The sequence below is a fragment of the Roseateles sp. genome (assembly GCF_031397715.1).
Classification (GTDB): Bacteria; Pseudomonadota; Gammaproteobacteria; order Burkholderiales; family Burkholderiaceae_C; genus Paucibacter_A.
This window is the reverse complement of sequence record NZ_JANNMI010000454.1, coordinates 12,365-33,654: the sequence shown is the minus strand read 5'-3', so window position 1 is coordinate 33,654 and position 21,290 is coordinate 12,365. Positions and strand designations below refer to the sequence as shown.

The 21,290-nt window shown below is 64.2% G+C and carries 15 protein-coding genes; 6 read left to right on the top strand and 9 right to left on the bottom strand.

The annotated features are described in order from the left end of the window. Positions 1–38: 38 nt before the first annotated feature. The 3 genes from RMO57_RS20145 to RMO57_RS20135 all read right to left on the bottom strand — a co-directional run bounded on the left by RMO57_RS20145 (position 39) and on the right by RMO57_RS20135 (position 5,772). Positions 39–4,064 carry a response regulator gene (locus tag RMO57_RS20145; RefSeq protein WP_310389704.1) on the bottom strand — a complete coding sequence of 1,342 codons (4,026 nt, stop codon included), beginning with the start codon at positions 4,062–4,064 and terminating at the stop codon, positions 39–41. Positions 4,065–4,167: 103 nt separating this feature from the next. Beyond that, positions 4,168–5,193: a Stealth CR1 domain-containing protein gene (locus RMO57_RS20140; protein ID WP_310389702.1), complete on the bottom strand. Its 1,026-nt coding sequence runs from the start codon at positions 5,191–5,193 to the stop codon at positions 4,168–4,170. Next, on the bottom strand, positions 5,194–5,772 hold the full coding sequence (locus RMO57_RS20135) for a YSC84-related protein (RefSeq protein ID WP_310389700.1): 579 nt from the start codon (positions 5,770–5,772) through the stop codon (positions 5,194–5,196). It abuts the gene before it with no gap. A 314-nt stretch (positions 5,773–6,086) separates the two neighbouring features. Between RMO57_RS20135 and RMO57_RS20130 the strand changes: the two genes are divergently transcribed. The 4 genes from RMO57_RS20130 to RMO57_RS20115 all read left to right on the top strand — a co-directional run bounded on the left by RMO57_RS20130 (position 6,087) and on the right by RMO57_RS20115 (position 13,555). Beyond that, on the top strand, positions 6,087–9,887 hold the full coding sequence (locus RMO57_RS20130; RefSeq protein ID WP_310389698.1) for an AsmA-like C-terminal region-containing protein: 3,801 nt from the start codon (positions 6,087–6,089) through the stop codon (positions 9,885–9,887). A gap of 71 nt (positions 9,888–9,958) precedes the next feature. Continuing rightward, positions 9,959–11,002: a phospholipase A gene (locus RMO57_RS20125; protein WP_310389696.1), complete on the top strand. Its 1,044-nt coding sequence runs from the start codon at positions 9,959–9,961 to the stop codon at positions 11,000–11,002. A 58-nt stretch (positions 11,003–11,060) separates the two neighbouring features. Beyond that, positions 11,061–12,101, top strand: coding sequence for a patatin-like phospholipase family protein (locus RMO57_RS20120; protein WP_310389692.1), 1,041 nt, complete (start codon positions 11,061–11,063; stop codon positions 12,099–12,101). Between the two features lie 2 nt (positions 12,102–12,103). After that, positions 12,104–13,555 (top strand): GntP family permease, encoded by a 1,452-nt coding sequence (locus RMO57_RS20115; RefSeq protein WP_310389690.1) that lies wholly within the window; start codon positions 12,104–12,106, stop codon positions 13,553–13,555. 62 nt (positions 13,556–13,617) lie between these two features. Here the strand turns inward: RMO57_RS20115 and RMO57_RS20110 are convergent, their stop codons facing one another. The 4 genes from RMO57_RS20110 to RMO57_RS20095 are packed head-to-tail and all read right to left on the bottom strand — an operon-like array spanning position 13,618 to position 17,152. Then, entirely contained in the window at positions 13,618–14,247 is a 630-nt protein-coding gene (locus RMO57_RS20110; RefSeq protein WP_310389688.1) for a hypothetical protein, read from the bottom strand. A gap of 39 nt (positions 14,248–14,286) precedes the next feature. Continuing rightward, complete coding sequence (locus RMO57_RS20105; RefSeq protein WP_310389686.1) at positions 14,287–15,432, bottom strand: copper resistance protein NlpE N-terminal domain-containing protein; 1,146 nt, start codon at positions 15,430–15,432, stop codon at positions 14,287–14,289. A 36-nt stretch (positions 15,433–15,468) separates the two neighbouring features. Further along, a complete protein-coding gene (locus RMO57_RS20100; protein WP_310389684.1) occupies positions 15,469–16,701 on the bottom strand; it encodes a hypothetical protein in 1,233 nt (410 codons plus the stop codon). A gap of 16 nt (positions 16,702–16,717) precedes the next feature. Further along, positions 16,718–17,152 carry a glycine zipper 2TM domain-containing protein gene (locus RMO57_RS20095; RefSeq protein WP_310389683.1) on the bottom strand — a complete coding sequence of 145 codons (435 nt, stop codon included), beginning with the start codon at positions 17,150–17,152 and terminating at the stop codon, positions 16,718–16,720. Between the two features lie 269 nt (positions 17,153–17,421). On the opposite strand from RMO57_RS20095, the gene RMO57_RS20090 reads away from it, so the two are divergent. Both RMO57_RS20090 and RMO57_RS20085 read left to right on the top strand, forming a co-directional pair. Next, the gene (locus tag RMO57_RS20090) at positions 17,422–18,681 is read left to right on the top strand and encodes a patatin-like phospholipase family protein (RefSeq protein ID WP_310389682.1); all 1,260 of its coding nucleotides are present in this window, start codon (positions 17,422–17,424) and stop codon (positions 18,679–18,681) included. 113 nt (positions 18,682–18,794) lie between these two features. After that, complete coding sequence (locus tag RMO57_RS20085) at positions 18,795–19,382, top strand: hypothetical protein (RefSeq protein ID WP_310389681.1); 588 nt, start codon at positions 18,795–18,797, stop codon at positions 19,380–19,382. 144 nt (positions 19,383–19,526) lie between these two features. Here the strand turns inward: RMO57_RS20085 and RMO57_RS20080 are convergent, their stop codons facing one another. Beyond that, positions 19,527–20,777: a phospholipase A gene (locus RMO57_RS20080; RefSeq protein ID WP_310389679.1), complete on the bottom strand. Its 1,251-nt coding sequence runs from the start codon at positions 20,775–20,777 to the stop codon at positions 19,527–19,529. A gap of 79 nt (positions 20,778–20,856) precedes the next feature. After that, positions 20,857–21,234, bottom strand: a complete 378-nt coding sequence (locus RMO57_RS20075; protein WP_310389678.1) for a PLDc N-terminal domain-containing protein — start codon at positions 21,232–21,234, stop codon at positions 20,857–20,859. Positions 21,235–21,290: the final 56 nt, after the last annotated feature.

Sequence of the window (21,290 nt, the reverse complement as noted above, 5' to 3'; positions counted from 1 at the left end):
ACCAGCCTGTCTGCCCGCGCTCGCTGCAAAGACGCCGTTCAAGCCAGCGCTTGCACCTGATTGAGCAAGGCTCGGCATGCGGCGATGGCCGCGTTGAATTCAAGCCGCCCAAGGGCCTCATCCAAAGCCTGCAGGTGCCCGCCCAAGATGGCGCCGTAACGGCTTTGCAAGACGGACATCACTTGCAGCGCGTCCATGTCCGAGTCTTGCAGCCGCCGCAGCAGCTCGCCCAGCGTCTTGAGCAACTTCTGCAACTCGGCCGCAGGCATCTCGCTCAATGCGGCCAAGGCGCTCAACTCAGCGAGCGCCGGCGGCGCGGCCGCGCCGGCTTGGTCTTGCATCACCCGCAGCAACTCGGTCAAGCCGGGCTTGGCCGAGGCCATGGCGACGCAGCTGCGCTCGACGCAGGCCAGCAGCAAGGCCTCAGGCTCCGGGCCTTCAGATACCGCCTCCCCAGCCCCTTGATCGGCCTGGGCCGCCATCAGGGCCCGCTCCGCCTGGCTGGCTTGATCCGCCAAGTGGACGGCGCCCAGGGTTGCGGCCACACCCTTGAGCGTGTGGATCAGGCGCAGCGCGGACCGCGTATCGGCCTGCGCCAGATGCAAGCGCAGCTGCGCCTGCATGGCGCCCAAGTCGGCCGTGAAGTTGCGCAGCATGCGCGCATAAACGGCCGGCTTGCCGCCCATACGTTGCAGCGCGGCAGCCAGGTCCACGCCCGCGCCGGCCGCCGCCTGACTCCATGCCGACGTCACTGTGCCCCCGCGCTGCGTGGCCGCGGCGCCCGCCCCGTCCAGACTTGCCCGCCCGCCATGCTGGCGCAAGACCCGCACCAGCTCATCCAGATCAAAGGGCTTGCCCACATGGTCATTCATGCCGGCCGCGAGGCAGGCGTCACGGTCCGAGCTCATCGCATTGGCGGTCATCGCCACGATGGGCAACGCCGTCAGCCCCAAGACCACGCGCAGATGCTGGGTCGCGGCGTAACCGTCCATCACCGGCATCTGCAAGTCCATCAAGACCACATCAAAAGCTTGCGGGTCGGCCGCAAGCGCGCTGACCGCCTGCTGGCCATCAGCGGCGATCTGCACGCTCGCGCCCTCGCCGCGCAGCAGCTCGCTGGCGATCTGCTGATTATTGAGGTTATCTTCCACCAGCAGCAGGCGCATGCCGACCAAGCGTTGCTGCTCGGCAGCTGGCACGGTCTGTTCGCGTTTGGCGCGCCGCAGGCTTGGGTGCAGGCCCGCATTGGCCACTGCATCGGCCACGACATCAAACAGCATCGAAGCCGTGACGGGCTTGACCAGATAGCCGTCCAGCATGGCCTGATCCGCCTCGCTGCACTGCGCCAGCTGCTCACGGCCCTGCGCCGTCATCATGGCGATCACCGGCGCCGTCCCGGCCAGCCCCAGCGTGCGGATGCGGCGGATGGTTTGCCAACCGTCCAGCCCAGGCATTTGCCAGTCGATGAAGAGGGCTTGATAGGGCCCTGCCGCCGTGCCGGCCTGGGCTTGCAGGCAGGCAATGGCCTGCTCGCCGCTGGCGGCCAGGTCCATCGTCCAGCCCTGCGCGCCGCACATCCGGGCCAGCACCTCGCGGGCGGTGGCGTTGTCATCGACGATCAGGCCGCGTGCTCCTGCGCTGGCCGGAAGGGCTAGCGCCGTTGCGGCTGCACCCGTATCAGCAAGCGCCAGCGTCAGACTGAACTCAAAGCAGCTGCCGCGCCCCTCCTCGCTGTGCAGCGCCAGCTCGCCGCCCATCAGTGTGACCAGTCGTTGGCTGATCGCCAGCCCCAGCCCGGTGCCGCCAAACCGGCGCGTGGTCGAGGCCTCGGCCTGCGTAAAGCCGCTGAAGATGCGCTGTTGATTTTGCGGCGCAATGCCAATGCCGGTATCGCTGACGGCGAAATGCAGCCTCACCGAGTCTTGCTTGCGCTGCAAGACCTTGATCGCCAGCACCACCTCACCCTGCTCGGTGAACTTGATCGCATTGCCGCTCAGATTGATCAGCACCTGCTGCAAACGCATGGCGTCGGCCACCAGCTCGCGCGGCAAGGCCGGGTCGATATCGAACACCAGCTCCAGTTCTTTGGCGCCCACATTGGCCGAAAGAATCACCGACAGGTCGCGCAGCAAATGGTCAACCCGCATGATTTGGGGGTCCAGCGTCATCTTGCCGGCCTCCACCTTGGAGAAGTCCAAAATCTCATTCAGCAAGCCCAGCAAGGCACGCGCGGCATGCTCGGTTTTGCCGGCGTAGTCGGCCTGGCGCTCGCTCAGCGCCGTCTTACGCAAGAGCGTCAACATGCCGAGAATCGCATTCATCGGCGTGCGGATTTCGTGGCTCATATTGGCCAAGAATTCGCTCTTGGCCTTGCTGGCGGCCTCGGCCACCAGCTTGGCTTCACGCAACTCGGCCTCGATGCGGTGATGTTCAGTGGTGTCCCAATTGACCCCCACCAAACGGAGCGCTCGTCCGGCCTCATCGCACATGATCAAAGCAGAACCGCGGATGTGATGGACCGAGCCGTCCGGCCAGACAATGCGGAACTCGGTCGCAAAGGGGCGCCGCCCGGCGATCGCTTCTTGCAGATGCAGCTCGGATTCGACGCGATCATCCGGATGCAAGAGGCGTGCCCACAAGTCATAGGGCACCGCTTGCGCGCTCGGCACTTGGCCGTAAAGCTTGTACATCCAGGCATCCCACTTCAGGTTGCCCTGCACCAAGTCATAGTCCCAGACGCCGATGCCGCCGCTGTCGGTGGCCAGTTGAATCACGGCATGGGCTTCTTTCAGTGCCAGCCGCTCCCGCACACGCTCGGTGACATCTTGAAAGGCCCCGACCAAGCGCACGGGTAGGCCCTGTTCGAATTCGACCGTGCCCACTGCGCGCACCCAAATCTCACGCCCGTCACGCAGCTCTTGCTCCAGTTCGAGATCCCAACCCTCGCCGCTCGCCACCGCATGCTCGACCGCGGCTTGAATCACGGGCCTGGCGTCAGGTTTGTAGAAGGCCAATGCCTCTTCAAGGCTGGGTGTAAAGCCTAGTTCCACAGCATGAATGCGACATGTCTCGTCGGACCAGAACACACTGTTGTTGGCCAAGTTGACTTCCCACCCACCCACACCCGCCATGCGCCCAGTGCGGTCCAAAAAGGCCTGGCTGGTGCGCAGGGCATCTTGTTGGCGGCGAGCCTCGGTGACGTCTTCCACCGTGCCTACATAACCCAATGGCACACCGGCCGCATCCAGTCGCAATTTGGCGTTGGCTCGAACAAGCCTTTCGTGTCCAGCGGGCAATTGGATGCGGAACTCGGCCGCCATATCCAGCTGCTTTGCCAAGGCGCCAGCCCAGAGCGCCGCGATTCGCTGGCGGTCATCCACATGCACCAGCTGCGTCCAATTCAGGTCTTGCTGGCGCTGCAAGCCAAAAATTGCCAGCAGGCGCTGATTCGCAAAACTAAAGCCGCCGCGGGTGTCGGCCTCAAACACGCCGATCGGCACGCTCTCACTGAGCAAGCGAAAGCGCGCTTCGCTGTCCGCCATTTCATGCGATATCTGCTTGACCACCCGCAGTGCTCGCCGCCCTTCCAAGGCCTGGGCCGCCGCCGCTGCCAGCTCCATCAGCACTTGGCGCTGGGCCTCGCTCAGGCGCTGAGGTTGGCGGTCGATCACGCACAAGGTGCCTATTCGCGAGCCGTCGCTGAGCCGCACGGGCGCGCCGGCGTAGAAACGAATGTCGGGCTGGCTGGCGACCAGTGGGTTGTCGGCAAAGCGCGGGTCGAGCGCCGCGTCGGGCACTTCGAACAACTCGTCCCCCAGCACCGCATGGGCACAAAAAGCCAGATTGCGCGGCGTTTCGTGCACGCCGGGCAAGCCAATATTGGCCTTGAACCACTGCCGCTCCACGTCAATCAAACTGATCAATGAAATCGGCACCCCGCAGACCAGCGAGGCCGCCCGCACCAAGGCATCAAACTCCGCCTCGGGGCCGGTGTCCAAAATCTCCAGCGCACGCAGCGCGGCCAGGCTACGGGCTTCGTCATCGCGAAGCGGGGCAGATTGCATTGGGCAGGGGTCTCGCGCTGGACTGAACGCCCAACTATGCCTGAAGTCGGCACGCACTCAGAGCCATGGGCGCAAATTTGCCAACGCCATAGACCGAGATTTTTCAAACAGCAGCAGCAGCAGCAACATCGGCGGTGGCCCGCTCAAAGCTTGATGGCAGCGCGAACATCTGCTGCAAGGCGGCGCGCACTCTGAGCAAGCGGGGGTCGTCGGCGCTTGCATCATCGGTGGTGTCGTTGAGGCAGAAAAAGTCCAACCGGCCCGCGGCCGCAACCAGGGTCTGCAGCGCGGCTTGCGCCTCGGCGTCGTCATGCGCAGCGCCGGTGGCCAGGAATAAATGGCTATAACTGCGCAGCTTGGCGCGGCCCCGGCTGAGCGACCAGCGCATCACGAAGTCCGACACAATCGTCGGCTTGTTCCAGACCCTGAAAACCGTCGAACGAACCGTTCCGAACAGCTCCGGGGCCAGCGCCTCCAGCTCAAACAACACCGAGCGCAGCATCGGCCGCGGCGCATGGGCAAAGGTGCGAAAGATCGGCGAATAGGCCGCCACGGGCCGCTGCGGGCTGGCACTCAGCCACAGATGCGAGAGCCGGCAGGCATTGTCCAGCGCGGTCGCGTCGGCCCGCATCGGCTCATCGCTGACCGGCGCCTCGTCCGACCAGGCGGTGTAGGTGCCGCCGGGCCAGAACCAGTCATCCAGGCTGACCGGTGCGCCAAAAAAGACATCGTCGTTCAAATAGAGAAAACGCTCCGACAGCCCCGGGATCCGGTGGATATAGGACTCGATATGCCCGGAGTCAAAGGTCGGCAAGGCGCCGGCCGGCATCAGCACGCTGTGATCAATGACGGTCAGCCGCTCGGACTCGATCAACCAGGCCGGACGCTGCCCATCGGTGACCAAATAAACATGGCCATGTGCGGGGAAGTAACGCTCCAGTGCGCGCAAGCTGTAGCGCAGCTCATCGTTGTCACGAAAGCGCCCTTCGACATTGCCAAAGACGGCCATCGCCTCGCGTTTGCCCGCACACAGGCGTGCGGCGGCGCGGCGCCGCTTACGCCGCCAAGCGGGGTCGCTACCGTCTACCCACAGGTAGACGATGTCTACCGACTCGGCGCGGGGCGTCAATTAGTTGAAGGTCAGCGGCGTGATGCGGCTGCCGTTCAGGCTCAGATTGCCCATCAAACCACCATTGGTCAGGATGAAACCAATGATGGGCTGCTGCGCGGTCTGGGTCGACACGCTGGCGCTGGCACCGATATTGATCATGGTGACCGAGCCATCGGCACCGGCGGTCCAACCCCGGCTGGCCTCGAAGTTCGCCAATGCGGCGTCCGTCATGAACAACATGAACACGCCCTGCGACTGCGCGCCGGCCAAGAAGCCGACCGAGGCCTCGGTCATACGGAAATGCCCGGTGGTCTTGCCGCCTTTGCGCAAGGAGCCGGTGCCGCTGGCACCGCCAACAATGAAACCAGCCGACACGAAGTTAGGGAACACCAGCACGCCCTTGGCCGACGCCACCAACTGCTTGGCGCTGGCGTTCTCGTTGTACAGACGCGCCAAGGAGCTATCAACGGCGGCATCAATCGCCGCGCGCTGAGCGGCCGGGTCGCCCGCCGCGCCGCCGGTGGTGCTGCAAGCGGTGCTCAATAGGGCAACAGCTGCCAAAGATGCGCCGCTGACGAGAAAGTTTCTCTTGTTCATGGATGTGATCTTTCTATTGTTCGAGACTTCGGGGGGAACACCCGCCTGGGTGTGCGCTCGGGCAAGCGCCTGGTCGGGCGCCTCTCGGCTTGGCCCTTGCAGAATGCGCAGACCGAGCCCGATCTAGTGTACGCAACTTGCACTGCGATTCAAGCGTTAGCAGGCCAAGCCGTGATGGGCCTGGGCGTTTTTGCCACAGTGGCTGTCATTTATGATTCATCGATGAATGTCATCCACCGGCACGCCAAGCCTTGGCAGCGCTGCTCAAGGCTGCGGATCTGCGCGGCCCACAACACCGCACGGGAGCGCGGGGTTTGAGTTTGAGCCGGCGCCGTTTGGCAGCGCTGCTTGCGGGCCTGATCGCGCTGCCTGCAGCCTTGCTGGTCGCTGCCTTCATGGGGGAGCTGGCGCTCGATGTGTCGCCCTGGCGCCAGTGGGCACAAGCTCAGGCGTCCGCCGCCTTGGGCCGCCCGCTGCTGACGCAAGGCGCGCTGGTCTTGAAGCTCAGGCGCAGCCTTGATGTTGAGCTGCAGCTGGCGCGGCTGCGGATTCAAAGCCCGGCCGGTTTTAGCCAAGCCGACCTGCTCGTGCTGGACGACGCTCAGGCCGACCTGGACCTGATCAAGGCCCTGCGCGGGCGGATGCCGCTCAAGCGGATTGAGGCCGGCGCCGCCGCCCTGTTCCTGGAGCGCGGCGCCGACGGGCAGGGCAATTGGATGGTCAACCCTTCTCGCAGCCCTCCTCCCAACCCGAACTCGCCGCCCGCCGACCTTGACCTCGCGCCGTTCACGCTGCATCGCTTGGACCTTCATTACCAAGACCTCGGCACCGCCCAGCAATATGGCCTGGCGCTGCACGAGCTGAGCGGCAGCGCCCGGGCCGGCGAGGACTTGCGGCTCTCGTTGCGCTGGCAGCCGGCCGCTGCGAGCCCGCACACGCCGGCCCCGCCACTGAGCATCGCGCTGGCAGGCGCTCCGCTGGCCGCGCTGCTGGCGGGCACGGCGCCGTGGCCCTTCAAGCTGGACGCCCATTTCGACGGTGCCAGCCTGCGTGCCGAAGGCCAGGCCCAGCTGCAAATAGCCCCCAAGATCAGCTTGACCGCGTTGTCCGCAAGCCGGGGCGAAACCGAGCTGACGGGGCGGCTGACGCTCGCGTTCGACGCGGCGCGCCCCCGACTCAGCGGCGCCTTGAAATTCACCACGCTGGATCTGCAGCCCTGGCTGCAGACTGGAGAAGCCGGGCCGCAGCCCTTTGCTCTGCGCCGCCTGGTGCCGCCTGGCCTGGATCTGCAACTGGATTTGAGCGTGGCCCGCTGGCTGAGGTCCCCAGTGGACCTTGGCGACAGCGCGTTTGCCTTGCGCAGTGAGGGGCAGGCGGCAAGTTTGAAGTTCAGTGCGAAGGCCGCCGGCCTGCCCTTTGCCGGCCAGCTCGATGTGGACACCCGCCCGGCAAGCCCAAGGCTGGCCTTGCGGCTTGAGGCTGCAGACCTCGCGCTCGGGCCTTTGCTACAGCAACTGGACAACCAGGGCGACGCTTTGGCCCAAGTCCAGGGCCAGCTGGGTCGCCTGGACCTGCGCGCCAGTGGCCGCGGTGAAACGCTGGCCGAGCTGCTGCCCCAGCTTGATTTTTCGCTCGCGGCAACGGCGGCACGCTTGAGCATCGCCAGGCCCGGCGGCGATAGCGCCGCAGCGCCGCTGGCTGTGGTGCTTGATCGCCTGAGCCTGGGCGCACGCGCAGGTGGCCGCTTGAGCGGGCAGGCAAGCGGCAGCCTGCTCGGCCAAAGCGCGCGGCTATCGGTGCACGCCGGCTCGCTGGAGCAGCTGTGGCGTGAGCTCGCCGCACCGCTGGCGCTCGAACTCAAACTCCAACCCTCGAAAATGAGCTTGCGCTTGGACGGCCGGTTCACGCCCAGCGCCTGGCGCGAGACCGCGCTGAGCTTTGCCTTCAAGGCGCCCAGCTCCGGTGATCTAGCGCCTTATTTGAGCGTTGCACCTGCGTCCAGGCTAGCGGTCGCCTTGAGCGGGCAGCTGCAACTCAGCGATGCGGCGCTGCGCTTGCGGCAAACCACCTTGAAGCTCGGCCGCAGCGAGCTGCATCTGGATGCCGACCTCAGCCGTGTCAAGCCGCTCAGCCGGGCCACGCTGCACAGCCCTTTGATTGATATCGCCGAGCTCTCGACCCTGCAGCCCGCACCCAGGGAGGCGCTCAGTCCGCGCTCCGCTGAGCCCCTGTTCGCTGCCATGCTCGGCTGGCCCGATGCCGACCTGGACCTGCGCCTGCAGCGCGTCGTGCTGGCCCGCCCCGATCTGGCCGAGCTCAATGACCTGAGCCTGCAAGCCCGGCTGCGCGATGGGCGCTTGGCGCCCTCGGCACTGAGTGCCCGGATTGCCGGCCAAGCGCTGCACGGCTTGCTCGAGCTGGACCCGCGTGCCGAGCAACTCAGCGCCAAGCTGGCACTTGCCAGCGGCCCGCTTGACATCGGCGCGCTGCTGCGCGGGCTCGGCGCGGCCGAGTCCATCAATGGCAGGGCCGCTGCCGTGCAGATCAGCTTGAGCGGTCAAGGCAATAGCGTCCGGGAGTTCTTCGACCAGGCGGCCTTGGAGGCCCATATCAGCGGCGGCAGCATCACCGTGATCGGCGCGGGGAGGCGCCCGGTCACCGAACTCTTTGTCAACAAGGCCACCGTCCATGCCGCCGGCGGCCAACCGCTGTGGGTGGAGCTGGACGGCAGGGTCGACCAAACGCCGCTCAAGCTTGGCTTGCGAGTCGGTACGCTGGCAGGCTTTACAAAGATCGATGAGCGCCTGCCCTTCTGGCTGGAGGCGCAAGGGGCCGGCGCGCTATTGACGCTGCAAGGCCTGGTGACGCTGCCCTTAGGCCGCGAGGCTGACCTAACCTTCGAAATAAGCGGCGACAGGCTCGACACTTTGAGCGCGCTGACACGGGTCAAGCTGCCACCCTGGGGGCCTTGGCGGCTGCGCGGGCCGGTGCGCATGACGCCCAAGGGCTACGAGCTGGAGCAGCTGCGCCTGCGCGTTGGTGAGAGCCAACTCGGCGGCAGCGGCAATATCGACCTGAGCGGGCCGCGGCCACGCCTGGATGCACGCTTGTCCGGGCGCAGCGTTCAGCTGGCCGACTTCCCGACCCCTGAGCTCTCCGACGCGTCGACAGCCGCAACCGACGAGGATGTTGCTGCGGCAGCGGCGGCGAACGGCAGCGCGATGTTCAGTCTGCGCAACCGCATCAGCCGCATCGCAAGCAACACCGAAAACCTGTTGAGCGCGGGATTTTTGCGCCGCTTCGATGCCAATATTGATGTCGTTGCACGCGAAGTCTTCTCCGGCGAGGACCGGCTGGCCGACGGCGAGTTGCATCTACAACTCAAGGACGGGCGGCTGCGCCTGGACCGCGCCTTCGTCAACCTGCCTGGCGGCGGCATGCGGATGACGGCCAGCTTCGACCCGACCGGCGAGCAAATCGAGTTCGAGGCGCATGCTGCCGTTGCGCGTTTTGACTACGGCATCATCGCCCGCCGCATGGGCCGCGAAGGCCAGGTCCAAGGCTTGTTCAGCATGAATCTGGATCTGGCCGGCCAAGCCCCCAGCCTGGACACCGTGCTGCGCAATGCCAATGGCAAGATTGATGTGGCCGTCTGGCCCAGCAACCTGCGTGCCGATGTTTTTAACCTCTGGTCGGTCAATCTGGTGCTGAACCTGTTGCCGCTGTTTGACCCGGGCGGCCGGCCGCAAGTCAATTGTGTGGTGGCCCGCTTTGACCTCAGGGACGGCAAGCTGACCGAAGACAACCTGACCATAGACACCACCCGGGTGCGGGTGCGCGGCAGCGGCTTTGCCAATCTGGCGACCGAAGAGTTGAGCTTTGTGTTTCGCCCGCGCGCCAAAGGCTTCGCGCTGTTTCGCCTGCAAACCCCGTTGCGGGTCAGCGGCACACTCAATAACCAGCGCATCGGCATCCAGCGCGGTGACCTGATCGGCTCGACCCTGCGCTCCGTGCTCTCGCCCATCTGGTTGCCGATCGAGCGGCTGATGCGCGGGCCGAACCCGCCCGACGGCGCGGATATTTGCACCGACCCTTTGAGCGACAGAAGCCGCTGAGCTCGGCTATCATCGGCGCGGTTTTTGCATACTCAAAGACCCGCCGATCCTCATTCCCGCTTGCTGCACCCATGAAAAAACTCCCTCTGCTTTCGCTCAGTTTTTCCGCCCTGGCGCCGCTGGCCGCTACGGCGCAGTCTTGCAACGAGATCCCACTCGATACCGAGCGTTTGGCCTGTTATGACCGCGCCGCCGGGCGGCCTGCTGTTGCGCTTGCCCCAGCAGCAGTTGCGGCGCCGGCGCCGGCCCCTGCCCCGACCGCGACCGCGACGCGTGCGCCGACAAAGTGGGTGGGCCAGAGCTTTTCGGAACGCTTCGAACTCGACCCCGAAACCAAGGACGGCCTATTCAGGGTCAAACCGCATCTGCCGGTTTATATCTTGGCGATGAGTTGGCGCGACAACGTCAACCACAACCCCAGCTCGCCCAACCTTTCAAACACCGTGACCGGCGCAAGCGAGAACAATCAAAACTTCGAGGCCAAATTCCAGCTCAGCCTGAAGACCAAGATGATGCAAAACATCCTGGGCAGCGAGATTGACTTGTGGGCGGCCTACACGCAGCAAAGCTTTTGGCAGATCTACAACGCCGAAGATTCGCGCCCTTTTCGCGAGACCAACTACCAACCCGAAGCCTTCTTGACGATGCCGCTCCGGCTGGGTCCGGATTGGCTCCAATTGCGCATGCTCAATCTGGGCTTTGTTCATCATTCGAACGGCCAGACCGATCCGCTGTCGCGCTCCTGGAACCGGGTCTATGCGACCTTAGGCGCCACCTCGGGCAACCTCAGCCTTTTCATCAAACCCTGGTGGCGAGTCAGCGAGAAGTACGAGACCGACAACAACCCCGACATCAGCGACTACGTCGGCCGCATCGAGGCGCAGGCGGTCTATGACTTTGGCGGGCATGTGGTGTCGGCCACGCTGCAAAACAATCTGAAGTTCAATTCAAGCACCCCGAATCGCACCAACGCTCAGATCGAATGGGCCTTCCCGCTGGTCGGTGAGCTGCACGGTTATGTGCGCGGCTTCGCCGGTTACGGCGACTCGCTGCAAAACTACAACTTCCGCAACTTTGGGCTCGGCCTGGGGGTTTCCCTAGTGCAGTGGCGCTGACCGTGAATTTGATCAGTTAGGGGTGTATTTGTCACACAAGCGGCACTAATATGCTGCAATGCACAAAACCAACCAACCCCGAAGTCGCAAGCCCGTCCTGGTTGACCTAGCATTGCAAGGCGGGGGCGCCCACGGCGCCTTCACCTGGGGCGTGCTGGACCGTCTGCTCGAAGAAGACTGGCTCACCGTTGACGGTATCTCGGGCACCTCGGCGGGTGCGATGAACGCGGCGGTGATGGCCAGCGGCCATGCGCATGGCGGCGCCGATGGCGCAAAAGCCGCGCTGGAAGACTTCTGGAAATTGGTCTCCGACGGCGCCAAATTCAGCCCGATGAAGCGCAGCATCATGGACATCATGAGCGGCAAATGGACGCTGGACAATTCCCCGATGTACCGCGCCGCTGAGATGATGACGCAGGTCTTCTCGCCCTATGACCTGAACCCCAGCGGCAAGAACCCGCTGAGCGAGATTCTGGCCAAGACGGTCGATTTCGAATGTTTGGCCACAGCGCCGATCCGTTTGTTCATCACCGCCACCAATGTGCGCACCGGCAGCGGCCGGGTCTTCCGCAATGCCGAGATCACGCCCGACGTGCTGATGGCCTCGGGCTGTTTGCCGACGATGTTCCAGGCGGTCGAGATCGACGGCGAGTTCTATTGGGACGGCGGCTACTCCGGCAACCCGACCATCACGCCGCTGGTGCGCGAATGCAAGTCACGCGACACGATTCTGGTGCAGATCAATCCGATCGTGCGCGAAGCCATCCCCAAGACCGCGCGCGATATCGCCAACCGCCTGAACGAAATCTCGTTCAACGCGCCGCTGCTGAAGGAGCTGCGCATGATCGCGCTGCTGCACCAATGCGCCGACTCGGACAGTGGCGAAGGCGGGCAATGGGCGCGCATGCGCATGCACCGCATCGCCACCGACCGCGTCACCGAGCTCGACTCCAGCTCCAAGATGATCACCGAGTGGAAGTTCCTCTGCGGCTTGCGGGACGAAGGCCGGCGCACCGCCGAGCTGTTCCTTGCAGCCCATGGCGATTCCCTGGGCGTGCAGTCCTCGCTCGATTTGAACGCGATGCTGGAGGTGCAGTAACCATGGGCTTGCTCGGCATCCTTTTGGGCTTGGGCCTGTTGGTCTGGCTGGCGTTTCGCGGCTGGAGTGTGCTGGGCCTGGCCCCCGTCGCCGCCTTGATTGCCGCCGGCTTCGCGGGCGAGCCGCTGCTGGCACATTGGACGCAAACCTTCATGGGCTCGGCGGCCGGCTTCATCGCTTCCTTCTTCCCGCTGTTCTTGCTCGGCGCGCTGTTCGGCAAGCTGATGGCCGACAGCGGCTCGGTCAGCGCCATCGCCCAGTTCATCACCGCAAAGCTCGGCAGCGAACGGGCCATTTTGGCGGTGGTATTGGCCGGCGCCTTGGTCACCTATGGCGGCGTCAGTCTGTTTGTGGCGATGTTTGTGTTGGCACCGATGGGGCAGGCCTTGTTCAAGGCCGCCAACATCCCAAATCGGCTCTTGCCCGGTGCGGTGATGCTGGGCACAGCCACCTTCACGATGTCGGCGCTGCCGGGTTCGCCGGCAATTCAGAACGCCATTCCGATGCCGTTTTTTGAGACCACGCCCTTTGCCGCACCGGGTCTGGGCTTTATTGCCGCGGCCATCATGTTTGGTTTTGGCATGTGGTGGTTGAGCCGCTCGGAAGCCGCCGCGCGCCGCAACGGCGAGGGTTTTGGTGGGCCGCTTGCTACTGCCGCCGATGCCGCCAGCGATAGCGTGGTGCGCGAGCGCGCCACCGCAGCGCGTGAGTTTGATCCGGCCGAGTTGGAACATGGCGCCCGCAGTGTCGAGCTGCCCGGCATCGGCATTGCGCTGCTGCCCTTGATCGTGGTGATGGCGGTCAACCTGACGATGTCGCTGCTGGTGCTGCCGCGCCTGGACACCGACTTCCTGGCCGAGCCGCGTTGGGGCGGCACCAGCATCGCCAGCGTCGGCGGCATCTGGTCGGTGCTGCTGGCCTTGAGCGCGGCCATCGTGGTCTTGTATGTCTGCAACCGCAGCCGCTTGCAGAGCCTGCGCGACACCGTGGACGCCGGCCTGAATGCATCCGCCCTGCCCATCATCAGCGTCGCCAGCCTGGTCGGCTTCGGCGCCGTCGTCGCCGCCCTGCCGGCCTTTGCGGTGGTGCGCGAATGGGTGCTGACGATCGAAGGCGGGCCACTGGTCGGCCTGGCGATTTCGACCAATGTGCTGTCGGCGCTGACCGGCTCGGCCTCGGGCGGCTTGACGATCGCGCTGGGCGCTTTGGGCGAAACCTATATGGCCCTGGCCTACCAATACGGCATCGACCCGGCGCTGATGCACCGGGTGGCGGTGATCGGTGCCGGCTCGCTCGACAGCCTGCCGCACAACGGCGCGGTGGTGACCATGCTGGCCGTCTGCGGGGCCACGCACAAAGAGAGCTATTTCGACATCGTGATGGTCGGCATCGTCAGCGCGATCCTGGGGCTGATCGCGGTGGTGGTGCTGGGGACGCTGTTCGGTTCGTTCTAGCCAAGCTTTCGAGCAAGAAAAAAACGGGCCAAGGCCCGTTTTTTTGTTAATGCGATAGCGCCTTACTTGACCGCAATGACCTGGCGGCCTTTCAGCTGCTCAATGATCAGGTTGGCAAACGCCGGCGCCTCCTGCGCGACCGAGCGCGGGTTGAAGGTGGTCGTCGTGACGGCCCATACCAACCGCCTTGTGCTCACGTCGAACAGCTTGGTCTCGACGGTGGCCAGGTCGTACTGACGAATTTCCTGAACCGGGAAGCTGCCGCGTGAATGCATGCCGCCCCAGCTGTTGGTGGCACCCCAGGAGTTGTGCCCCCAGCCCATGCCGCCATGCACCATGGTGGTCGAGACTTGCGTGCGCTGATCCACACCCAGCACCCGCACCAACAGCAAGCCTTGCGCGCCGACTCCCTTCACCGCCGCTTCAAAGTCGGCTTGCGACAGGTTCGGGTCATCCAGGCGCAGCGTGTGGCCGGCGACCGCGTCGACGCCCACCGCACGCATGCGCTCGACGAACACCTCTTCGACCAGACGGTCCTCGGCGACCGAGTTGATGCTGCCGGCGACGACAACCTTGCGCATCGGCGGACCTTTGAAGTCGGTGTCAAACCAAGCCGATCGCACCGAAGTGGATTGGCAACCGGTGGCCAGCACGGCCACGGCCAAAACGGCCAGAGTTGATGCAAATTTCATGCTGAATACTCCTGAGTTAACGGGTTTACAAACAAGGAATCAAGGCTTCTCGGTCGCCGACTCGACCACCAGATCAAGCACATACAGATAGGGCGCGCCGCCGCCGACGGCCGCCCGATCGAAGCGCTTCAGCCGCAGCACATTGCGCACGCCGGGCTTGTGGGTATAGCCTTCGATGGTTTCAGCAAAAGGCGTCCATGCGCCGGGCGTGCCGACCACCAAGCCTTGCTCATCAAAGCGGCGTTCGCGTACCTGCAGGCATTCGGCGTTAGCGCCCTGGGCATCTCTACAGGCCACCCGGCTCGCACTCACTTCCATGAAGACTCTTGTGGCCTTGCCGTAGCGCGCCTCGGGCGTCATCTGGCCGGTGAAGAACAGCGTCGCGTTGGCAGGATTGGTCAGCCGCAGCGTGGTCGCCGTGCCGGTCAGCATCTCGCTCTTCAGTGGCGCGGCCAGCAGCTCCGCCAAGGCGGAATCCACCTTCATGGCGGCCGGCTCGCAGGCCATCATGCTCGAGGCCATGCGGCTGAAGCCCAGCTTGCCCCCGGCATCGATCTGGTAGCCGCTCAGCATGCGGTTGCAGCCGCCTTCGATATTGACGCGGCCGGCGCTGAAGTTGAAGTTGATCTCGCGCGGCGTCACCGCCGGCAGGCCAGCAATCGGCTGACCCTGGGCGTCTGCGGCCCAAACCAAGGTCCATCGATGCGCTTCGAGCGTGCGCGGCAATTCAGCGGCGGCGAGCGGGTTCAGGCGCGTCAACTGGCGCTGAGCATCTTGCGGCCAAGTGGTCGCGGCACCGGCGGCCAACAAGGCAAGCCGGCCCTCGCCGACCAATAATTGCCGCCCGCTGCCTTGTTCATCGAGCGTGATGGCATTGCCGACGGAATTCCAAGTGAAACGGCCACGGGCAACCTTGGGCGCCGGGTCGCGCTCCAGATACTGGACCGAAAGCTCGAAGCTCTCGTCCCGGTTCAGCCGCAGCCGGGTCTGCACGCCGGGGCAATTGGCGCAGGGCAAGGTGCCTGCGTAAGTAGCGGCCCAGTCGAGCGCATTGCGGCTGCTGTGAGCGGGGTCGGCCACGGGAGCTTTAGCCCCGCCGTCAGCCAAGGGCGCACAAGCCGCCATGGCCACCACGGCCAGCGTACTCAGCGCCAGCCTGAGCCATCGAGTTTGCTTTCTCTTCATCACCATCTCCTAGGGAATTGAGTTGGGCCACCGGCATCAGGCGGGCCGTCGAAAGAAGCCGGCGGTCTCAAAAGTCGCCGGCGCAAAGCCGCGGCCATTCAGCTTGAGGCTGCGCTTGAGGACGAAGTCAAACAACAAGATATTGATCTCGCGCAGCCGCCGCAAGGTGTCGAGTGCGGCCGGGTCCAGCATCTTCTGTTCGACCACGGCCTTCAGGTAAATCAGCGGCACGATGCCGGGCAGCGGATAGTCGGAACCATTGACCAAACGGCTATGCCAATCGGGCCGCTCCAGCAACTTGGACAGCACATTCATGCGGTTGCCTTGCGTGACGGCAGCGATGTCGCCGAGCAAATGGCTGCGGTAGCCGGGCTCATCCATCAGGCGCCCAAACAGCTCGAAATTGGGCCGCATGGTGCCGCCTTTGCGGTCGGTGTCTTCACCCTCGCCAAGCGAGGCGCAATGCGCGATCACCACCTGCACACCCGCATCAAGCGGGCGCCGCAGGCGCAAGGGGTTACCCAGATGCTCGCCAAAGCCGTGCACCGCGCGCTCATCACCGGCATGGCTGATCAGCGGGATCTTCAGGGCCGCGAGCTTGGCGAAGTAACGATCGCAGCGGGCGTCGGCCGGGTCGATGTTCTGGGCCGAGGGCAGCCACTTGATGGCTCTGGCGCCGCGCGCGGCAGCAGCGTCGAGCCGATCCAGCGCTGCGGGGTCATAGGGGTGAACCGACGCCACCCATTCGATCTGTGCCGAATGCTTCTGGGCCAGGCCGGCCACATAGTTGTCGGGCACATGGAAGGTGGAGCTCTCCGGCAGCGCGGCACCGGCTGCATCGCGCGCCCAATCAAAGCCGAACAACATGACCTTGAAGCCCGGCGCCATCGCCCGGCATTGCGCCAGCAAGCGCTCGACAAAACTGGCGTCGGCGCGGCCGGACGACTCATCCACGCAAGAGGCGTTGACGTACAGCGCTTTTTGCGCGTAGCCGACCGGCTTCCAAATATTGTTCAGCCGCGGGTTGAACCACAGGCCACTGCCCGAGGCGCCGTCGCCAAAGGCATGGCAATGGCTGTCCCAGACCTTGCTGGCATCAATGCCGCGCCAAGCGGCCTGCACCAGCGGGTGCTCGCGCAGCTCGGCCGGCAACTCGGGCACGCAGGGGTTCAATACCCCGTCGCGCAGTGAAAAATCACAGCCGCCCAAAAGCAGACCAGACCCAACAGCGGCGCCGGCAGCGGCGCCGATAAAGCCACGTCGCTGCATACGGCGCCGCGCTACATCAGAGCTGCTGGATGCCGTTGGCCGAGACGCGCACGCGGTCGCCAATGCGCAGCGCAGGGGCAGAAGTTTGCTCGATGGTGGCACGGCTGCCGTCGTCATAACGCACGCCGATCTGCCACACGAGGGTTTGTTGTGAGGCGATCTGGTTGCCCGCCATCGCACCGGCGCCCGCGCCGACCACCGTCGCCACCGTTTGCCCGGTTCCGCCGCCAACTTGGTTACCCAACAGGCCACCAATGACCGCGCCAGCGATAGCGCCACCGGTCGCATTGCCTCTTTGCTGCTGGCCTTGAACGATGGACTCGACCACGCCGTCACGCGACGCAGGCTGGGTCACTTGAAACGCGGGCGGCGTGCTGCAAGCCGCCAGCATCAGCGTCAAGCCGGCGGTGAAAACGGTGGCGGCACGTCGAATGGTTGAAAAATTAATCATTTAAAACTCCTATAAAAAACACACGGACATGCCAGCTTACTCGGGAATCAGGTTCAGCGAGAACGTTGCGCATCGCATAACCGGCTTCGCTGCAAGCACCATTTTGTCCGCGCAGGCCTTGCCTCGATCAATCGGCTAACACACCACGCCAAGGCCTGAGTATCATGCGCGGCCGACAGCTAAAACGCCGTCTCAGTGTACAGCGGGGGTTTGCGTTAGCAGGGGCGAAAAAGGCATCTGCAATGGTCGCAAAAACAGGAGAGAGAACTTTGAGCTCATCACTTGCCCTGCGGCGCTTATTGCAAGCTTGCGTGCTTGGCCTGTTGGTCCTCATGAGCGCTTGCGGCGCCTTGCCACGCAACCCCGTGCCTGCCGCCTACTCGGCCGCCGCCATAGTGCCGGGCATGCCCGATATTCGCGCCAGAGCGGGCCAGCCCAGCGCGGCCATGGAGGCTGATCTCGCGGCCTCGTTCAAAATGGAATCAGCCAATGACTTTCCGGCCAGCACCGATGGTTCTGTACGTTATGCGCATTTAGCCCTGTCGGGCGGCGGCGCCAATGGTGCATTCGGCGCGGGCTTCATCAATGGCTGGACCAGCAGCGGCAGCCGGCCCGTCTTCAAGATCGTCACCGGGGTCTCCACCGGCGCGCTGATGGCGCCCTTTGCCTTCCTGGGCCCGGGCTTTGATCCGGCCCTGCGCGACTTCTACACCACCACCAGCACGCGTGACATTTTCAAGCTGGGGTCCGTGCTGCGCCAGCTGCTGTCGGGCGAAGCCTTGGCCAGCACCGAGCCGCTGGCGGCCATCATCGAACGCAATGTCGACGCCAAATTTTTGGGCCAGATTGCGCTCGCGCATGGCCAGGGCCGGCGCCTCTACATTGGTACGGCCGACCTCGACGCGCGCGCCTTTGTGATCTGGAATATGGGCCTGATCGCCAGCAGCGGCCGGCCCGAGGCACTGGACTTGTTCCGCAAGGTCATGCTGGCCTCGGCCTCGATTCCGGTGGCCTTTCCGCCGGTTTTCTTCAAGGTCGAAGTCCAAGGCGAAAGCAGCAGCAGCGGCGAAGGCAAGGTCGAGCCAAGCAGCTATGACGAGATGCATGTCGACGGCGGCGTCGGCTCGCGTGTCTTCGTCACCGGCGGCGTCTACCGCTCATCGGTCATTCATCAGCGCGGCGGCCTCGGCGCCGGCCATGAAGACTTCTTTGTCATCCATAACGGCCAGTTGCTGCAGGGGCCCGATCCGGTTGCCCGCAGCATGTCGGCGATTGCCATCCGCGTGCTGGACGCCACCGGCCGCGTTGCGGTGCTGGGCGATCTGTTCCGGATTTACGGCCATGCCCAGCAAGTCGGCGCCGGCTTCCGCTGGATCACCATCCCCAACGACGTCAGCATGACGAGTGCCGAAACCTTTGACCCCGTGCAGATGAAGATGCTGTACCAGTTCGGCTATCACATGGCGCAGTCAAGCGCGCCCTGGGCCACCGCACCGCCCGGCCGCCAGAGCGAGCGTGTGCTTGAGTGATGTCAATCATCCGTCAAATTGGCAAATTAGGATTTCGTTTGCGCTTTCAAGTTCCCGCCGGCAGCATGGTTTGCCATCTGCCCTTCATCCACCTAGCAAGGAAGCGAATCACCATGACCAAGAAAAGCCAGATGTCCGCAGCGGCCGCTGTGCTCGCCGCGCTGCTCGCCAGCGCCTGCTCAAAAGCGCCCGAGGCCCCGCCGGTGGTGGCGCCCCGCGCAGCGATTACGGTTGAAGACGTCAATGCCGCACAGCAGGGCTGGTGTGATGCCTTGATCAGCATTGCCAAGGCGCATGCCGAGGGCGGCGACTACAAGGCGATCGCCACGGCTGTGCTGTCCAACGTCTACAACTATGACGCCGGCATGGTGCTGTTCAATCCGACGCTGACCTTTGGTGCGCAGAACTTCCGGCTCGACAAAGAGGGAGCGGCGGCCTACTTCATCGGCGGCAACCCCAAGTTCCCCAATGACAGCGGCTTTGCGCTCAAGCCCTGGGTCAATTGCAGCTACACCAACGCCGGCAATAACGCCGGCGTGATGATTGAGGGCGACATCGCCATGACCATGGGCAATGTGACCCTGATCGACGACAAGGGTGCGCAGACCACGGTGGACAAGTTCTTCGCCTTCAAGCGCGGTGCCGACGGCAAGCTCAAGATCATCGTCCACAAGTCCGCGCTGCCCTTCGCACCGACTTGATGCAAGCTCAGGCCGGACGGCACAACTTTTGTAGCGAGCGACCGTCAGGCTAGGCGGACGAAGCGCAGAAACCGGAACGTACTACCTGTACGTGAGGATTTCGAGCATTCGACCAACGACGCATGGCGGCCGCGCAGTAAAAAGTCAACGCCAGATGGCGTAGCCGAAGCGCAGCGCCCAGGGCTCACGCTGGTTGTAGTTCAGCAGCGTCTCGCCGTAGCCGGTGAAGTACTGGGCCATCAAGTAACCCGATAGCCCAGCGACAAAGCGGTTGAGCGGATAAGACGCCTGCAGATTGGTACTGAAGGCCTTGGACAGCGTGCCTTTGCGCAGATCCAGGGCGAGCTGCCAGTCGTTGTTCTTGCCATAGGTGAAGCGGAAATCGCCGTAGCCGCGATATTTCTGGATGTCCGGGTTCTCGTCCTTGTCCAGATAGACAAACAGCTTGGGCTCAAACGTGCCGTGAAAGCCCAAGCTATCGCCGACGGTAAACAGCGGCTTCACATAGAGGATGTCAATGCTGCGCGACTTGGCGTCGAGGTCATCGCGGCCATTCGATTCATGCTCATAGCCGGCCGCAAAGCCGACTTCGTTGCCCGCCACACGCAGGCCGGTGCTGGGCGACTGATAGAAGAAACCGGGTTTGTACTTGGTGTCGACAAAGGGCTTGGACTCGCCGGTCAAATCCCAGAACGCGGTCTGGGTATAGCCAAGATACAGATTGTCGACCAAGCGGCGCGACAGCTTGTCGGCCGGCTCATACAGGCGCAGCTTGAAGCTGATCTGAAACTTGGCGTTCGCCTCAATGCCCGAACCGACCACAGCAAACATCGGCTCATTGAAGCTCAAGCGGCCTTGGTCCTGCAAATTGGGGTCGCTGTCAGCGCGCACGGCCAGGGTCGTGACGGCCGGCGCGCTGGCCGCCTCCCCCGGCGCAGCGGCAGCGGGAGCGGGAGCAACGGCAACGGCAACGGCATCCGCAGGCGCGCTGGGCGTGGACAGTTGCACCAGCATCGCCGGTGCGTCCAGGTCCAGCGCGTCAATGCGCACCCGTCCGCGCAGATTGGCCGGCAGCTCGCCGACATAGTTGATGCGCAAAAACTCGCCGGGACGCAGGTCGATCTGCGGCGGCAGTGGCGCTTCGAGCCGCAGCTTGACGCTCACCAGCGCGCCCAGGTCGGGCGTTAGCGTCACCCGCAGCAGCTCGGGCAGCGAGTAGGAGCGCGCCTCGGTCTCGGCGCTCAACATCAGGCTGAGCTTGAAGGGCTGGCTGGGGTCCAGCGTGCGGCTCGGCGCCAGCAAATGAATGTCTGCCTGCGCTGCCAGCGGCGCCAAGCCCAGGCCTATCAACAAAACGAGGGCCTGCACTTGAGGTGGTGTCGAGCGCTTGAGCATGGTGCGCCTCCGTGAAGAATACAAAAAGGAACGCCCTGCCAACCCGGGAGGCGGCAGGGCGCTATTCAGCAGCCGGCCATCAAGCCAGCGCTTTGGCCTTGAGCTTGGCGAACTCGTCGGCGCTGATGGTGCCGGCGTCAAGCAGCACCTTGGCTTCGGCAATATCGGCCGCCGGCGACTTGCCCGCCACGCCCTTGATATAGGCCTCGGTCTCGGACTGCGCGCGTTTGACGCTGGCATCTTGGCGGCTCGCCATGCCCTTGCCGCGCGCGACGATGTAGATGATGGCCGTCAGCATCGGAATAAAGATCAGGCCGATGATCCACAGCACCTTGGAGCCGCCGCCCATGTCCCGGTCGCGGAACAGATCGACGACGATCTGAAACATGATGATCAGGTAGGCCACAAACACAAAGGCCGAAATCATCAACAGGATGGAATCCCAAAAATTGCTCATATCAATTCCTCTTTGGTCTAAGAAAAATAGGCAGTCACCACCGCGGTGATCATCAC

Bases quoted from the DNA above. Each gene is read 5' to 3' on its own strand.
- RMO57_RS20135 (WP_310389700.1), bottom strand. From the start codon at position 5,772: ATGAACAAGAGAAACTTTCTCGTCAGCGGCGCATCTTTGGCAGCTGTT.
- RMO57_RS20120 (WP_310389692.1), top strand. From the start codon at position 11,061: ATGCACAAAACCAACCAACCCCGAAGTCGCAAGCCCGTCCTGGTTGAC.
- RMO57_RS20095 (WP_310389683.1), bottom strand. From the start codon at position 17,152: ATGATTAATTTTTCAACCATTCGACGTGCCGCCACCGTTTTCACCGCC.
- RMO57_RS20115 (WP_310389690.1), top strand. From the start codon at position 12,104: ATGGGCTTGCTCGGCATCCTTTTGGGCTTGGGCCTGTTGGTCTGGCTG.
- RMO57_RS20100 (WP_310389684.1), bottom strand. From the start codon at position 16,701: ATGCAGCGACGTGGCTTTATCGGCGCCGCTGCCGGCGCCGCTGTTGGG.
- RMO57_RS20125 (WP_310389696.1), top strand. From the start codon at position 9,959: ATGAAAAAACTCCCTCTGCTTTCGCTCAGTTTTTCCGCCCTGGCGCCG.
- RMO57_RS20080 (WP_310389679.1), bottom strand. From the start codon at position 20,777: ATGCTCAAGCGCTCGACACCACCTCAAGTGCAGGCCCTCGTTTTGTTG.
- RMO57_RS20075 (WP_310389678.1), bottom strand. From the start codon at position 21,234: ATGAGCAATTTTTGGGATTCCATCCTGTTGATGATTTCGGCCTTTGTG.
- RMO57_RS20110 (WP_310389688.1), bottom strand. From the start codon at position 14,247: ATGAAATTTGCATCAACTCTGGCCGTTTTGGCCGTGGCCGTGCTGGCC.
- RMO57_RS20105 (WP_310389686.1), bottom strand. From the start codon at position 15,432: ATGAAGAGAAAGCAAACTCGATGGCTCAGGCTGGCGCTGAGTACGCTG.
- RMO57_RS20145 (WP_310389704.1), bottom strand. From the start codon at position 4,064: ATGCAATCTGCCCCGCTTCGCGATGACGAAGCCCGTAGCCTGGCCGCG.
- RMO57_RS20085 (WP_310389681.1), top strand. From the start codon at position 18,795: ATGACCAAGAAAAGCCAGATGTCCGCAGCGGCCGCTGTGCTCGCCGCG.